The following is a 14107-nucleotide window of genomic DNA, read 5'->3' as shown; positions in this document are numbered from 1 at the left end:
CAAATTTGGTGTTAAACCAGTTGGAAGGCTCGGTAATAGTTGTCTGACGTTAAGCGTCCGAATGGTTGTAGTTCACCATTATTGTAAACGCCTGGGTAAAATAATACGGTTGGCACCAGCCCTACTTTTGCATGAAGTGCATTAAGGAGTGAATGTCCTCTTACGACTGGCCACGCACTACCCAAACCGTGGATGAGAATAAAATCGCAGTTAGCCAGATCCATTTCATCAATGATGAATTGAGCAACACGATTCTGCTCGAAAGTACCTTTCAGGGCTTTTTGGAAAAAGCGTTCGCTGCGTTTGGTTTGCATCTCGAAAGTGCTTTTTAAGATCTCTTCCGACTCAAGCATTTTAATGATCATTTCAAATAGATTAATGCTTGCAAACTTGTACTCTCGCTTTTGAAGTTTCTTTTCAAGTACTGAAACGTGTTGGCGAACTCTCAACTCGTATTCTGGCTTGTAGTCGAACACATAGAAGCCGATTTCACCACCAAGTTCTTTGTTTTTAAGAAACTCTTCGCTCTCTAAACGAGGCTGGATCTTATCTAGGCGTTGTTGTAACTGAGGCATTAGTAAACCTCCATTGCTTGAATGATGTCTTCACGGTTCATCTCAATCAGTAGGTCTCTGACATCGGGAACAATGTAGATGTTGGTTAGAGTCTTGGTTTTGGTGCTTTCAAGGAAGCCGCCATCAGTCATTACTTTAAAGGCTACTTGGGCTATCTTGTAAGTTGAGGCTTCGGACATTTCTGCCAGTTCTGGGTATAGGCGACACTTGTCTTCCCAAAACTCTTTCCAGTCTTTCATATCTATAGAGTCTCGGTACATGCGTTTTGCATCCATAACCACAGTACGCATAAATTCAGCTAAAAGAGGTGAGTTCATGAGTGTTGCTGCCATCATTAGTTGCGCAGCTTCTTCATGATTGGCGTTAACCAAGCTTGTTAGAAAACGATTTTCGAGTGAACCAATGCGTTTTTTGACTGTAGCTGCATTACGTTTTGCAGAGGCAGGAGAACGTTTTTGCAGAATGTTTTGATCAACAATAGCGTAGTCCCAATCCTCTTTTGATAGCTCGGTTAAAAGGAGTTCAGCGATCAACTGGGCTTCTGTAATCATCAGGCTTCCGCCAATCAAGTCACCTAAGTATCTTTTATGTTCTTTCATCTTTTATTAACCGATTAAATTTGAGATTGGGTTGGCTGTTCATAGCCAGATGCTAAATGTAGGTTATCAACACCGTATAGTGTGGGTCTGTTTGCCAGCCACAAATGGTGTTCTGGTGTTGTCTGGGTTGCGTGTTCTGAGCAATCAACGTTCCATTGTCTTAGTACATAACCAGTCAGCGCTGCACGGACTTCTAACAACAGCTTTCCATCCGTCATTGAATAGTCTAATTCTATCGCTTTAGGGTGTTGGATATTCTTTGGATGAGGAACTAACTCTAACGGCACAAAGCGCATCCATTGTTTGTCTGAAATAGATTGGTGTTGCTCAGAAACTTTTTTATCAGACAGTTGTACTTTGACTATTCGGGAGATGACAAAATCTCTAAATTCATGGCTTTGGAAATCAAATGCTCGAATGTGCCAACGCAGTCCATTATCTACGATAGAGTGTGGAACGATGGTTCTTGTACTTTCTCCATTACTTAAGGAGACGTAACCAATCTTTACCGCTTTCTTATTTAGCGTTGCTTGGGTTAGTACCGCAATGATATCCGCATCGGGAGCGATCAGTTGGCTTGGCATTTCGAATGGAATAGACATGCTATTAATAACGCTGTCTTCACCTGATAACTGACTCGCCAGTTTATTCAGGCTTTCATTAGCGTTGTGGTTGATGATTGGCTTGAAATTGTTGGTTTGAAAGTAGCGTTTTTCTGCGTTGTCATAAACCAGGTTTTGGGGTGCAAGCTCCTTGTATAGATTGATATCACGAGTTGCATTGGAAAGCCCCATCCTGAAGTGCTCGACCACTTCAGAACGAGTGAAGTGACCCACAAACATCAACTTGAAGTCGATGAAGGCAAGTCTTTGCTGTTGTGCGTAGTTTAAGTTATCCATACGAGCTTAGCTAAATTAATTATAGAGCGAAGTATGCACCATTTTGGGCTTCACTTCAATTTTTGGTATGTTGTCTCGTATCACAATTGAGTATTATGCACACAATTATATCTAGACTGATTACAAGTAACGACTACGTAAGTGCTCTTGAAAGTGCAGTGGATTTAGTGTTTCACCTGTCGCTTGTTTAACGAGTTCATCGGTAGAAAGTAGGCTGCCTTTGCTCCAGATTTTTTCAGACAACCAGTTAAAGATTGGCGTTAAATCTCCACTACGAATCGTTTCATCGACATTGACGGTTTGCTTCATTGCAGCCATAAACTGTGCCGCATTCATAGCGCCTAAGGTGTAGCTTGGGAAATAGCCAAAACTTCCGTCTGTCCAGTGTATGTCCTGCATGCAACCATTTTTGTAGTTACCCGCCGTTGACAAACCTAAGTAGGATTGCATTTTGTTATCCCACAGTTCAGGAACGTCTTTGTAGGATATGTTGCCGTTGATTAGGTCACGTTCAATTTCGAAACGTAGAATAACGTGTGCAGGGTAGGTGAGTTCATCAGCATCTACGCGAATGAAGTCTTTTTTCACCTGAGTGTAGAGCTTTATTAGGTTATCAGGAGCGAACAGTGCAGGGGCGTGATCTGTAAACTGTTGTGTTGCTAGGCGGCTCAAATGGTTAATGAAAGCTTGGCTACGCCCTAACTGCATTTCAAAAAATAGCGATTGTGATTCGTGGATTCCCATAGAGCGAGCTTCTCCACTAGGCGTGCCAGCTAGATGAACAGGCAATCCTTGCTCATAGCGGGCGTGACCAGTTTCGTGGACAATACCCATTAAGCTTTGCATGAATTCTTGTTCATTGTAGCGAGTCGTAATGCGCACGTCTGAAGCAACGCCACCACAGAATGGATGAACACTTTCGTCAAGGCGACCATGAGAAAAATCAAACTGCAACAGCTCCATTACTTGTAAGCCTAAAGCTTTTTGTTTGGCGGTTGCAAATGTGCCACTGGACTGAATAATAGACTGATGGCTCTGTTTTTCGACCACCTCGTCAATTAACGAGGGCAACCAGCTTTTGATGCTATCGAACGTTTGACTGAGTGTGTGGCTGTTCGTACCCGGCTCGTAAATATCAAGCATGGCATCATAAGGAGATAGGCCAGTAGCTTCAGCGCGAATTTGTGCTTCTTGCTGTGATAGTGTGACGACCTCTTGCCAGTTTTTAGCAAAGCCTTGCCAGTCATTGTTGACTCGTTGACTGCGCCAAGCATGTTCACATTTAGAACCGGCTAACGATTTTGCCTCAATTAACGACACAGGTAAGACGTTGGCCATTTGCCATGTTCTTTTCATTTCTCGCAATTCAGCCGTTTCTTGAACAGATAATGTCTGTTGTGCGGCCTTGCCAAACCACTCTTCTAATTGTGGCGCGGTTTTTAATTGGTGAATATGAACGGACAAATCAGCCATAGCACGGGAGCGTGCTTCATTACCACCACTTGGCATCATGGCGGCAGCGTCCCAGTTGCATATTGAAGAGAGATGATTAAAGTTATCAATTTTTTGAAAATGCTGTTTTAGCGATTGCAATGCAGACATATCACTTCCTTAAGTCTGTGAAAGTAGTTTAGACTACCAAACTTAGCGCTTTCCACCTAGCTAGTAGTAGATATTCAATGCAGATTAATGATTTATATACCTTTGTAGCCGCAATGACCTTATTAACCGTCACTCCAGGTTTAGATACCGTCTTGGTAATTCGCAACACCAGTCGCGGAGGCAAGGTGGATGGGTACATTACCAGTCTTGGAATTTGTTTAGGCTTATTTGTGCATGCCACTTGGTCTGCGATTGGTGTTGCTGCTGTTATCAGTCAAAGCCCAAGTTTGTTTAATGGCATAAAACTGGTTGGAGCCGCGTATTTGTGTTGGTTAGGGCTGTCGGGCATTCGTTCTCTGCGAAATGGCAGTAGCTCATTTAATATGGAGGCGAACACGAAATCTGTTTCAAGGTTAACGTCCATTAAAGAGGGCTTTTTATCCAACGTACTGAACCCTAAAACGGCGGTTTTTTATCTGGCATTTTTACCGCAGTTTATCGACCAAAGTGGTAATTTATGGCTACAGTCCATGTTGCTTGCGTTCATTCACTTTTGCTTGGCTATGCTATGGCAATGCGGTTTGGCCAGCACGTTAGATAAAGCCAAAGCTTGGTTATCTAACGGCCGCACTAATTATCGTCTGCAAATGTGCAGCAGCGTGGTGTTAGTGGCTTTAGGTGTGTTGCTGGTGGTTGAATCTCTTTAATGATCACCTTTAGGCTTTGCAGGGTAGTTGATGCTGATGTATTCCGGCTCTGCAATGTTCATTTCTTGGTTGAGCACACGAGTGAGCGCAAAGTAATAGTTCACTAATAAGTTACTAAATCTTGGCAATGTTGGTGGAACGGTTTTTCCGGATTTTTCAACCAACACTAATTGTCGCACGACCTTCTTGGATAAACTGCGGCATTGATGGAGCAGTATCACAGGCCCTGTTCCTCTAGGTAGCACGAAGCGCTTTTGGTCATCTTCTACTAAGTCTCTAAACTGGTGGTACTGTTTAGCCAGTTGTTGGATATCCGTTTCAAAGATGCCGTTTTTGCCACGAATAGAACCATTAAGATGGAATATCTTTGGTTGTAATGCCTCTAAGGATTGACGAATTTCACTGTGGTCAATGTTGCTGATGGCAAGGCCCGTGAGAGTACATAATTCATCCGTTAAAATTTCGAAATCACATAATGGACTGTCTTCAAAAATAAATGGATAGGCGAGTTCATCAATGTTACCACTGAATTTCATGTTTATTCCTTACGTTAATGCACCGTTTAAACCTAGATGAACGGTGGTGAAACCTAGCGTCGCAACGCTTATGGGTCTATCTAAACACTGTTGTTTATTAAAATCATCTATTTATTGAATAAAGTATTGATAGAAACTGTGAGACGTTTACTATTGTCTGCACTAACTGTTCCCTCAGTGTGGTGCGTATTATTAGGGCACCTAGATATATCAATATACAGCAGGAAGTTTTATGCGCGCGTTTGTACTATTAGCTTATCTTTATTCCGCAATTGCTTTCGCTCATTTCCCCGTCACAGTGACAGATGCCAGTAATACTCAAATCACTTTAGAATCGGCCCCGCAGAAGATCTCCTCTAAATCGCTGTTTAGTGATGAAGTGTTGCTTGATCTTATTGCTCCTGAAAGGTTTAGCTCTGTGACTAAATTTGTCGATGATCCTCATTATTCTACTGTTGTCGGTAAAATGCCGGCAGCAGTGCCTCGCTTGGATTTAAACGTTGAACGTATTCTTGCTAATAGACCCGATTTAGTCTTAGCAGGAAGTTGGAGCGATAGTGGACGTATTCAACAGTTACGCTCAGCGGGTATTAACGTTTTTCTTATTGGCGTCCCTCACAGTTATGACGACATCAAAAAGCTGATCAAGTTGGTGGGTAAGATGGTTGGCGAAGAAGATAAGGCTGAGGCTGTGGTGAATAATATGGATATTCGTCTTGAGCAAGGGCTTGTTTTTACCAGTCATAAATACAAAGTGCTCGATTATAACCGCTGGGGCACTTCAAGCACTCGACATTCCACTTGGCAGTTGATTGTGAAAAAGGCCGGTTTTATTAATGCCGTTGCCGATTTAGATGCAGATAAATATGGACAAACCCCTATGTCTAAAGAGTTGCTAGTGGTAGTGAACCCAGAGGTCTTGTTTGTTCCTGGTTGGACTTATGGAGACAAGTCAAAGACCGAAAGTTTTTTAAATCAAGTGATGAGCGATCCTGCATTACGCTCATTACAAGCGATACAAAAAGGCAGTGTCTATCCTATCCCTGAAAATTTACGTGGTACATTCAGTCAACATATTGTGGATACCATTTTATTTGTAAACCGAGCTGTATTGGGTGCGCCAGCGCCATGATAGCAGAGTCTAACTACGTGAAATTACAACGTTATCGTATTGGCGGTTTCCTCCTTCTTGCCCTTACCAGTTGGGCTGCGCTAGCCTTAGGTGCAGTCAGTATTCCATTGACGCACCTTTTTGCATTTATTGGTCAGTGGTGCATGCAGGGATATGACGCGGCCAGTGCGCAATACCCAATGGTTTCGGCCATTGTGCTTCATATTCGCTTACCTCGAGTTATTGCAGCGATTGCTGCAGGTGGAGCCTTGGCGCTAGCAGGGGCATGTACTCAAGGACTGTTTCGTAATCCATTGGCAAGCCCTGACGTATTAGGGGTGAGTGCAGGAAGTAGCTTTGGCGCGGTCATTGCAATTGCGAGTGGCTTGTCGATAGTTCATCCATTGTGGATCCCAGTCAGTGCCTGTATAGGCGCATTAATTTGTGCGCTGTTTATTTTTATCATTGCAAGAAATGCCGGTAGCGGGCAAACACTCTATTTGATCTTAGCGGGCTTAGCCTTATCTTCATTACTGGGCGGCGCGACGATGGGGGTGCTATTATTTGCTCAGCAGTATGAAGTGAACCAATTTGTATTTTGGACGATGGGTGGCTTAGAAGGGCGTTTATGGCAACACATCATTTGGCCATTACCTATCATAATTATCGCTTCTATTTGGTTGTTAAGACGTGCGCAATGGCTCAATATCTTGTCCATTGGTGATGAGGCGGCCCATGGGTTAGGAATGGACGTAGCTCGTAGCCGTTTTCTGTTACTGTTTTGTGCCGCTATTTTAACGGCCATGTCCATTGCGATAGCCGGTCCCATTGGCTTTATTGGTTTAATGGTGCCACACCTAGTGCGCCTGCTTACGGGAGCAAATCATATAAGTTTGTTACCTATTTCTGCTCTATTTGGCGCGACGTTCCTGATTGCTTGTGATTTGTTGGGGCGTTATGTCATTGCTCCTTATGAAATAAAAGCGGGCATTATTACCGCAATAGTGGGCGGGTTATACTTCTTGTTGCTCGTGGTTCGAGTACAAAAACAGGGGCGTTTATTATGAGTCAGCCACTACTTCAGGTTAACGCTCTTGGTTCAATGGTTAATACAAAGACCATTTTACGCCATGTCTCATTTGAATTGGGTTTAGGTTCTTTAGTGGGTATTATTGGGCCAAATGGTGCAGGTAAATCCACTTTATTGAAACATTTGAGTGGCTACCTTTCTCCACAGCAAGGGGAAGTGTTATTACAAGGAACATCAGTCAGTGCGTTACCTGCGCAGCAACGGGCTAAATTAATCAGTTACTTACCGCAAACGAACCGAGTTGAGTTTCCTTATAAAGTGTCGGAAATGGTCTCTTTAGGTCTGTTAGATGGCCATTGTTTGTCTACACCAGAAAAACAAAGCAAAATCACCCAAGTACTGCAACGACTGGGCATTGAATCTTTGCAAGAGAGAACGGTTGATCACCTTTCAGGAGGAGAGCAGCAGTTAGTGCACCTAGCGCGAATCTTGTTGCAAGATACCCCGTTAATCTTACTTGATGAGCCGAGTTCAAGTTTAGATATTGGCCATGAAGCGCAATTAATGAACATACTGTCGAGCCTTACACAAGAGGGTAAAACCGTCGTAGTAGCTCTACATAATTTAAATACAGCAGCAGAATTTTGCGATCGTTTATTATTGTTTGGCAAGGGCACTTTAGTGGCTGACGGCACCCCGCAACAACTGTTAACCCAAGATATTATTCAAGGCATGTATCCTTATCAGGTGCAGGTTTCCATTAATGCGCATACGGGTAACCCGAATATCTTAGCGGTAAAGGATTAATACCAATCGTACTAAATAACTGATCATTCTAGCTTGTTAAAATACTCGATAACTGCGTTAGAATTTTTGATTGTAGAATAACGACTTATCGAAAAATTCTGCCTTGTTTTCGAGCCTTTTTCCTGCGCTATTTCTGCTTACTTAGTGTGATTGGTATAAGCTCTTTTCATAAACAATAAAGGCCGCATAAATGCGGCCTTTATTGTTTGAGTTTAGGTTTAGTGAGTTTGCGCTAAGGTGTTTTTTACCATTAAGTGGTGTTCAAAAAACAGTTTTGTTTCTGATATGACAACTTTACGCAGTGCGATTAAACCAATCAAGTTAGGAACGGCCATTAAACCATTGACGATATCGGCGATGATCCAAATCATGTCAAGCTTCATGAAAGCCCCTGAGAATACCAAAGCAATGAACAGCACTTTATAAGGCATAATCGCTTTAGTACCAAATAGATAGACCACGCAACGTTCGCCGTAGTAGTTCCAACCTAAAATAGTGGTAAAGGCAAAAAACAGTAGACCAACAGAAACCAATATAGGACCTAACACATCGGCGTTAAGACCAACGGCAAAAGCGTGTGTGGTCATCATTGCCCCTGCAAGATCCGTTTGCCACGCACCGGTAATGATCAGAGCCAAACCCGTCATGGTACAAATGATCAAGGTATCAAAGAAAGTACCTGTCATTGAAATCAAACCTTGGCGAGCACAAGAATCCGTTTTTGCGGCGGCGGCAGCCATAGGGGCACTACCTAAACCGGATTCGTTAGAGAATACGCCGCGTGCAATACCCGATTGAATGGCAAGCATGACGCTAGCACCAAAGAAGCCACCACTGGCCGCTGTAGGAGTGAACGCTGAAACGATAACCAATTCCACAGCAGATAAAATCTGATGGCTATTATTAATGAGAATACCTAAGCAGGCGACAATATAAATGACGGCCATAGTCGGAACCACTTTACCTGCCACTCGAGAAATAGACTTGATCCCGCCAAGTGTCACCAATGCGACTAACAAGGTAAGTACGATAGCGGCATAAGTACGGTCGGCACCGAGAGTCACTTCTGAAGCATCTAAAATAGCATTAACTTGTGGGAAGGTACCAATACCAAATAGGGCAACACCCAGAGCAAATACAGCAAACAAAGTGGCTAATACCGGTGATTTAACGCCATCACGCAAGTAATACATTGGGCCACCTAACATGCCCCCTTTGTCATCAGTTGTGCGGTACTTAACCGCGAGTAAACATTCTGCGTATTTAGTGGCCATACCAAATAGTGCAGCTAACCACATCCAAAACAATGCACCAGGACCACCCAGTTTAATAGCGGTAGCAACACCAACGATGTTACCTGTACCGATTGTAGCGGAAAGGGCAGTACACAAGGCCGCAAATGCCGTGACGTCACCTTTAGATTGATTGTGATCGGATTTGCTAAAAACCATCTTTAGCGCAGTAGGTAGGTGTTTAAACTGTATGAGACCGAGACTAAAAGTAAAGTAGACACCTGTGCCAACTAATAAAATAAGTAGTGGTGGGCCCCAAATGAAGCCATCGATAGACAGTAAAATTGAGTGTAACGAAGATTGTGAAAGTTGCATGATTTCCCCTTAATAAACAACATATAAGGAGAAGAGTGAACGCGGATCTAATGAACAAAATTAACAACAAAGTGGCTAAACGCTGAATCACTCCTCTGTCCTTTTGCCTGAGAGTTTCACCCATAATGGGCTTGCTCCTTCGGCGGCCAACTTAATGGCTCTCTCCAGAGATTCCTCCAACTGCAGTCCTCACTTATTTTTACACTAGGTAAAATAAGAACCTGAAAGATTTACTTCTTCGGTAGACGTAATAAAACGTCATTCTCCTGCAGTCTTCATCGGAACTGACGTAAAAACGCCAGGTCTGTAAGTAAATTACTTACAGGTGGATAAAGTATCACATTTCGTTACAGATTCAAGTGGCTCTTAGAAAATTCTTTTGTTGATGAATAACCTAAACAAATACTTAACTGTTAAACTGACCTCTATCGTCATTAAATGTCGTCATTGAGAGGGTAACATGACCCGATTGTTAGCTATTGTTATTTTAATTACCTTAGCCTTTTTATTTATTCGTTATAATACCAATGAGAAATTGCAAAAGTGGGTGGTGATCGTACTGTGCAGTGCCTTTGTTATTTATTCCATTTCTTTGATGGTGTCTGAATTACTTCGTTAATGGAGAAGTGTGTGATTGAGCAAAAGAAGCACGTTAGTTCGACTCATAGTGGCGGTGTAGCACTGTATTTATTAACCGCCCTTGCTGGTATTGCCGTCGGTATTACGGCAACCACTTTTTATTTGACTCAATCTCATCAACAAATTCGTCAGATAGAGCAACAATCACAGCAACAAAAGGCCAATGAATTGACTCAGTTGCAGTCGCTTAACCAGACCCTTGAACAATCCCTAAAGCAGAGTCAATCTGAGGCGTCCCATAGCCAACAGCAGTTACAAAAAGTCACACACTCTTTGGGAGACATGCAAAAGCGGATGACTGAGCAAGGGCTGCAACATAAGCAATTACAACAAAAAATAGAACAACAGCAACGCCTTGTTCAGCAGCAACAGTTATTAGAGAGTCAGTTGCGTGCCGATAATCAAGAGTTGCAACAGCAGGTGGATGAACATAGAGCCACACTCAATGATTCGAAATCGTTTTTCCAACAACAAATGGCTCTACAGCGAGAGTTGACTAAGCTGCATGTGCAAAGAGAAAAGCTGATAGTCATCCTAAATAGTTTGGTTAAAGAGTGCCAGACCTATCAAGATGGAAAGAGTTGGGATGCCAAATCGGACTCGTGTTCTCGTAAACAAACCGCATCAGATCGCTTGAAAACCCTGGATCAGACTATTGATGCCAAACAAGCGAAAGTGGTGAGCTTTGATAGCGAATAGCGGTGTTTAACCGCCTGTATAACGCTGTCACAACATTCACAGCAAAGGGAATAACTAAGAGTTTAAAAATAGAGTGATAAGATCCTTTACCTCTATGAAAATATAGCTAGCATAGCGATAGGTTTTTATAAGGGCTGAACTATGTCATTTCATTTGTGGTTGTCACTTTTTTCTATCTGTTTACTGGGTGCTATGTCCCCAGGGCCAAGTCTTGCCACGGTCACAAAGCACACTTTAGCCGGTGGTCGCTTAAATGGTGTTGCCGCAGCATGGGCACACTCTTTGGGTATTGGTTTTTATGCCTTTATTTCCGTCATTGGTCTTGCGGTCGTGCTGCATAAATCTGAAGCACTGTTTGTGACAATTTCTCTGTTAGGGGCGTGTTATCTTGCTTACTTGGGTTGGCAATCGTTGACCTCAAAAGGGGGAATAGCGCAAACCTTACAGTCAGGAGAGCGAGTCAGCGTTAGACAATCAGCCAAAGAAGGGTTATTGATTTCTTTGCTGAACCCTAAAATTGCTTTGTTTTTCATCGCATTATTTAGCCAGTTTGTTGCAGTGGGTGAGAGTCATTCTGCCAAAGCCATCGTGGTACTGACCCCGCTGTTGGTGGATGGTTTATGGTATACCTTGATCACTTTTGTCCTCTCGAGTTCTTTTTTATTGGATTCGTTGCGCAAAAATGGCAAGCGTATCGATCAAGTATCAGGGGTGATTTTATTGGCTTTAGCCTTGAGGGTCGTGTGGCAAAATGTCGGATACTTTTAAGGTAAGAAGAGCCATACCAAGTGAGCGTGCCACACTGTTATTACTGTGGCGTGGCCTTTATCAATGGCACCATCAACAATGTCCTGAGTCTATAAAAGCGCCTTGCCAAGAGGAGCTTGCCAGTGAAATGAACGGTTATTTTACGGCCCCAGACTGTATGTTGTTTGTGGTTGAGCGTGATCAAACACTTTGCGGGTTCATCAGCGGGCAGTTGTATCAACTTACCTCACCGCTGGCTAAATCGCAATATATCGGCAGTATCGATCATTGGTTTATAGAGCCAAGCTATCAAAGGCAGGGCATGGGCTATGCACTGCTTGAAAAGTTGCAAATGGAATTTAAAGCGCATGGTGTTGAACGAATGGATGCTGAGGTATGGAGTTTCAATAAAGGGGCGCGAAAGAGTTATGCTACATTGGGCTTTAACACGCACCTTCATTGTATGAGTAAAAAGATTGAGTGAAAGCTAAGACTTAAAACTATAGAAAAAGTATCTTTGACCTAAACAGCAGCACTGCGGTTGTTTAGGTCAATATAAATTGCTCAATGGCTTTAGCGACACCAGATTCATTGTTGCTGTCAGTAATAAAGTCAGCAAAGGCTTTGGTTTCATTGTCGGCATTGTCCATGACAACAGCAAGACCTGCATAGCGCAACATATCGTGGTCGTTTCCGGCATCACCGATGCACATCACTTCACTGCGTTTTATACCTAAATGCTCCGCTAAGGCTTGTACGCCAGCGCCTTTATTACTTAAAGGGTGGTTAAACTCAAGAAAAAACGGGGCACTGCGTACAACCGAGTAATCTTGTTTTAGGCTTGCAGGGATAGCCTCTGCAATAGGCTGAATAATGTCAACAGGATCAACCAGCATAGTTTTAATTATAGGATGATCGTCATCGAGCTTTGCAAAATCCATGATGGTGACGGGTAAATTATTAATTTTGGCTTCGTGCTGAGTATAGTGGCTGTTGCGAGGTGTGATTAAACCGTGCACTTTACTAAAGGCGTGACAATGGCATTTTTGTTGCTCGGCAAATTGAGCAATACGTTTGGCATCTTTGCCCGTTACGAGACTTTCTTTTAGTATGGCACCGGTGCCTATATTTTGAATGATGGCCGCATTATAACAAATAACGTAATCTTGCTCAGTGTCCATGCCTAGTTGAGAAAGACTGTGCAACATGCCCTGTAATGGTCTGCCTGAGGCGAGTACAACAGTTATGCCCCGTTGTCTAGCTTGAGCAATAGCGTGGATATTTCTTTGTGAAATAACTTTATCGGTATTGAGTAAAGTACCATCCATATCGATGGCAATCAGTTTATACATAGGGTTAGACCATCATTCCAAGAAAAAACCCTACCGTAAACGATAGGGTTTTTAATAATTAGATGTACAGTTTAGCCAATGCTTCAGGCTCTAATTCTTGGCCTTCAAGCTGAGCATTCCAGTTTGTGCCGATAAGCACACCATCTTCGGAAAGGGTAATTAGCCAATCTTCTACGAAGATATCAAGAGGAATTTCAGTCACTTCGAAGTCAGACCATTCTTCAACATTGTGGAATTTAGCATCAGCCTCGTCAGACCAAAATGGCATCACTTCGCACTCTTCAAACTCACTAGAATCACAGGCTAACCAGCCATCTTCATTCTTTAGACCCCAAACACGATTGTCTTTTTTGCTTTGTTCAATAAACAAATCTAGATTCTGTTGAATATCGTTGCTTAATTGGCTCATGGTTTTTTCCTAACAGTGTGATATGTCGAGTATTTTAGCACGCTTAGCGATGACATGGCACAATTTAGCGTTTGATAGCAAAAAAAGCCGAATAAGATTCAGCTTTTTTGTTAATAGAGGACAGACTGAGTTACAGGGTAACTTTAATTTAGTGGCAATGGTGACAAAATTAAAGTGACTTAGTCAATGGTTATTTGGGTAACTTAGTAAAAATGGTCCATTCTCGAATAAAGTCACCTTTGAAACCGATCACTGTGGCTTCAACGCGTCGCTCAAGTGCTTCTTCGGTAGGGTTTGTATCTTCTACTTCATCTTCACCATAACCGATAATGGTCACTCTATTGGGGTCGACACCAAAACCAATCAGTTTATCTTGAACAAATAATGCTCGGTTACGAGACAACTCTAAGTTGTACTCTTTATTCCCTGGGTTACTTGCAAACCCCTGAATTTCAATGGATGTCTCTGGGTATTGATTCAAAAACTCGGCCATACCTTCAATTTGACCGGCAAAAACTGGGTTGATTTCTGCAGAATCATTTTCAAAGAGGATCTTCAGCGTTTGCTCTTGGGCCACTTCAATAAGCTCTTCACAGCCATTGTTATTGACTCTTGCTCCTGAAGGGGTAGCAGGACATTTATCTCGAGCATTGATCACGCCATCACTGTCAAAATCTCTCAGATCCGCTTGTTGTTGTGGCAAGGGGGTTTCAATGTAGTCGTCAGTATCATTGGCACACCCCACACAAACTACGGAGATTATCGATGCTAAAATTCGTTTTTTCATT

Annotated in this window: 17 protein-coding genes and 1 riboswitch; of the genes, 8 read left to right on the top strand and 9 right to left on the bottom strand. The window is 42.7% G+C overall.

Annotation, left to right across the window (positions count from 1 at the left end; translation table 11 throughout):
- Positions 1-11 precede the first annotated feature (11 nt).
- The 4 genes from OCU56_RS06780 to OCU56_RS06765 all read right to left on the bottom strand — a co-directional run bounded on the left by OCU56_RS06780 (position 12) and on the right by OCU56_RS06765 (position 3675).
- Positions 12-575, bottom strand: a complete 564-nt coding sequence (locus OCU56_RS06780) for a DUF1788 domain-containing protein (RefSeq protein WP_261872477.1) — start codon at positions 573-575, stop codon at positions 12-14.
- Positions 575-1174 (bottom strand): DUF1819 family protein, encoded by a 600-nt coding sequence (locus tag OCU56_RS06775; RefSeq protein WP_261872476.1) that lies wholly within the window; start codon positions 1172-1174, stop codon positions 575-577. Before OCU56_RS06775 ends, OCU56_RS06780 begins: the two co-directional genes overlap by 1 nt.
- A 14-nt stretch (positions 1175-1188) precedes the next feature.
- Complete coding sequence (locus OCU56_RS06770) at positions 1189-2073, bottom strand: WYL domain-containing protein (RefSeq protein WP_261872475.1); 885 nt, start codon at positions 2071-2073, stop codon at positions 1189-1191.
- A gap of 120 nt (positions 2074-2193) precedes the next feature.
- Positions 2194-3675, bottom strand: coding sequence for a carboxypeptidase M32 (locus tag OCU56_RS06765; protein WP_261872474.1), 1482 nt, complete (start codon positions 3673-3675; stop codon positions 2194-2196).
- 77 nt (positions 3676-3752) lie between these two features.
- On the opposite strand from OCU56_RS06765, the gene OCU56_RS06760 reads away from it, so the two are divergent.
- Positions 3753-4382 carry a LysE family translocator gene (locus tag OCU56_RS06760; protein WP_261872473.1) on the top strand — a complete coding sequence of 210 codons (630 nt, stop codon included), beginning with the start codon at positions 3753-3755 and terminating at the stop codon, positions 4380-4382.
- Here the strand turns inward: OCU56_RS06760 and OCU56_RS06755 are convergent.
- Positions 4379-4918, bottom strand: a complete 540-nt coding sequence (locus OCU56_RS06755) for a cobalamin adenosyltransferase (protein WP_390904826.1) — start codon at positions 4916-4918, stop codon at positions 4379-4381. The two genes, OCU56_RS06760 and OCU56_RS06755, sit on opposite strands and share 4 nt — an antisense overlap.
- 232 nt (positions 4919-5150) lie before the next feature.
- Here OCU56_RS06755 and OCU56_RS06750 point away from each other — a divergent pair, with 232 nt between their 5' ends.
- The 3 genes from OCU56_RS06750 to OCU56_RS06740 are packed head-to-tail and all read left to right on the top strand — an operon-like array spanning position 5151 to position 7866.
- Positions 5151-6050 carry an ABC transporter substrate-binding protein gene (locus OCU56_RS06750; protein WP_261872472.1) on the top strand — a complete coding sequence of 300 codons (900 nt, stop codon included), beginning with the start codon at positions 5151-5153 and terminating at the stop codon, positions 6048-6050.
- Entirely contained in the window at positions 6047-7096 is a 1050-nt protein-coding gene (locus tag OCU56_RS06745; RefSeq protein ID WP_261872471.1) for a FecCD family ABC transporter permease, read from the top strand. The genes OCU56_RS06750 and OCU56_RS06745 overlap by 4 nt, the downstream gene beginning before the upstream one ends.
- A complete protein-coding gene (locus OCU56_RS06740; RefSeq protein WP_261872470.1) occupies positions 7093-7866 on the top strand; it encodes an ABC transporter ATP-binding protein in 774 nt (257 codons plus the stop codon). The genes OCU56_RS06745 and OCU56_RS06740 overlap by 4 nt, the downstream gene beginning before the upstream one ends.
- 218 nt (positions 7867-8084) lie before the next feature.
- Here OCU56_RS06740 and OCU56_RS06735 read toward each other — a convergent pair whose 3' ends face one another.
- Entirely contained in the window at positions 8085-9473 is a 1389-nt protein-coding gene (locus OCU56_RS06735; protein ID WP_261872469.1) for an alanine/glycine:cation symporter family protein, read from the bottom strand.
- An 85-nt stretch (positions 9474-9558) separates the two neighbouring features.
- A riboswitch (glycine riboswitch) is annotated at positions 9559-9651 on the bottom strand.
- A 282-nt stretch (positions 9652-9933) separates the two neighbouring features.
- Between OCU56_RS06735 and OCU56_RS06730 the strand changes: the two genes are divergently transcribed.
- From OCU56_RS06730 to OCU56_RS06715, 4 genes are all read left to right on the top strand, one after another.
- Positions 9934-10092, top strand: coding sequence for a hypothetical protein (locus OCU56_RS06730; RefSeq protein ID WP_261872468.1), 159 nt, complete (start codon positions 9934-9936; stop codon positions 10090-10092).
- Positions 10093-10103: 11 nt separating this feature from the next.
- Complete coding sequence (locus OCU56_RS06725; RefSeq protein WP_261872467.1) at positions 10104-10811, top strand: hypothetical protein; 708 nt, start codon at positions 10104-10106, stop codon at positions 10809-10811.
- A 141-nt stretch (positions 10812-10952) separates the two neighbouring features.
- Positions 10953-11579: a LysE family translocator gene (locus OCU56_RS06720; protein ID WP_261872466.1), complete on the top strand. Its 627-nt coding sequence runs from the start codon at positions 10953-10955 to the stop codon at positions 11577-11579.
- Entirely contained in the window at positions 11563-12042 is a 480-nt protein-coding gene (locus OCU56_RS06715; RefSeq protein ID WP_261872465.1) for a GNAT family N-acetyltransferase, read from the top strand. Before OCU56_RS06720 ends, OCU56_RS06715 begins: the two co-directional genes overlap by 17 nt.
- Positions 12043-12103: 61 nt before the next feature.
- On the opposite strand, the gene OCU56_RS06710 is transcribed toward OCU56_RS06715, so the two are convergent.
- The 3 genes from OCU56_RS06710 to OCU56_RS06700 all read right to left on the bottom strand — a co-directional run bounded on the left by OCU56_RS06710 (position 12104) and on the right by OCU56_RS06700 (position 14106).
- The gene (locus OCU56_RS06710; RefSeq protein WP_261872464.1) at positions 12104-12910 is read right to left on the bottom strand and encodes a Cof-type HAD-IIB family hydrolase; all 807 of its coding nucleotides are present in this window, start codon (positions 12908-12910) and stop codon (positions 12104-12106) included.
- Between the two features lie 58 nt (positions 12911-12968).
- Positions 12969-13319, bottom strand: coding sequence for a DUF2750 domain-containing protein (locus OCU56_RS06705; protein WP_261872463.1), 351 nt, complete (start codon positions 13317-13319; stop codon positions 12969-12971).
- A gap of 190 nt (positions 13320-13509) precedes the next feature.
- Entirely contained in the window at positions 13510-14106 is a 597-nt protein-coding gene (locus OCU56_RS06700) for an OmpA family protein (protein WP_261872462.1), read from the bottom strand.
- Between the last annotated feature and the right edge of the window lies 1 nt (position 14107).

Source organism: Vibrio rarus (assembly GCF_024347075.1).
GTDB lineage: Bacteria > Pseudomonadota > Gammaproteobacteria > Enterobacterales > Vibrionaceae > Vibrio > Vibrio rarus.
This window is presented reverse-complemented; position numbering and strand designations above follow the sequence as displayed.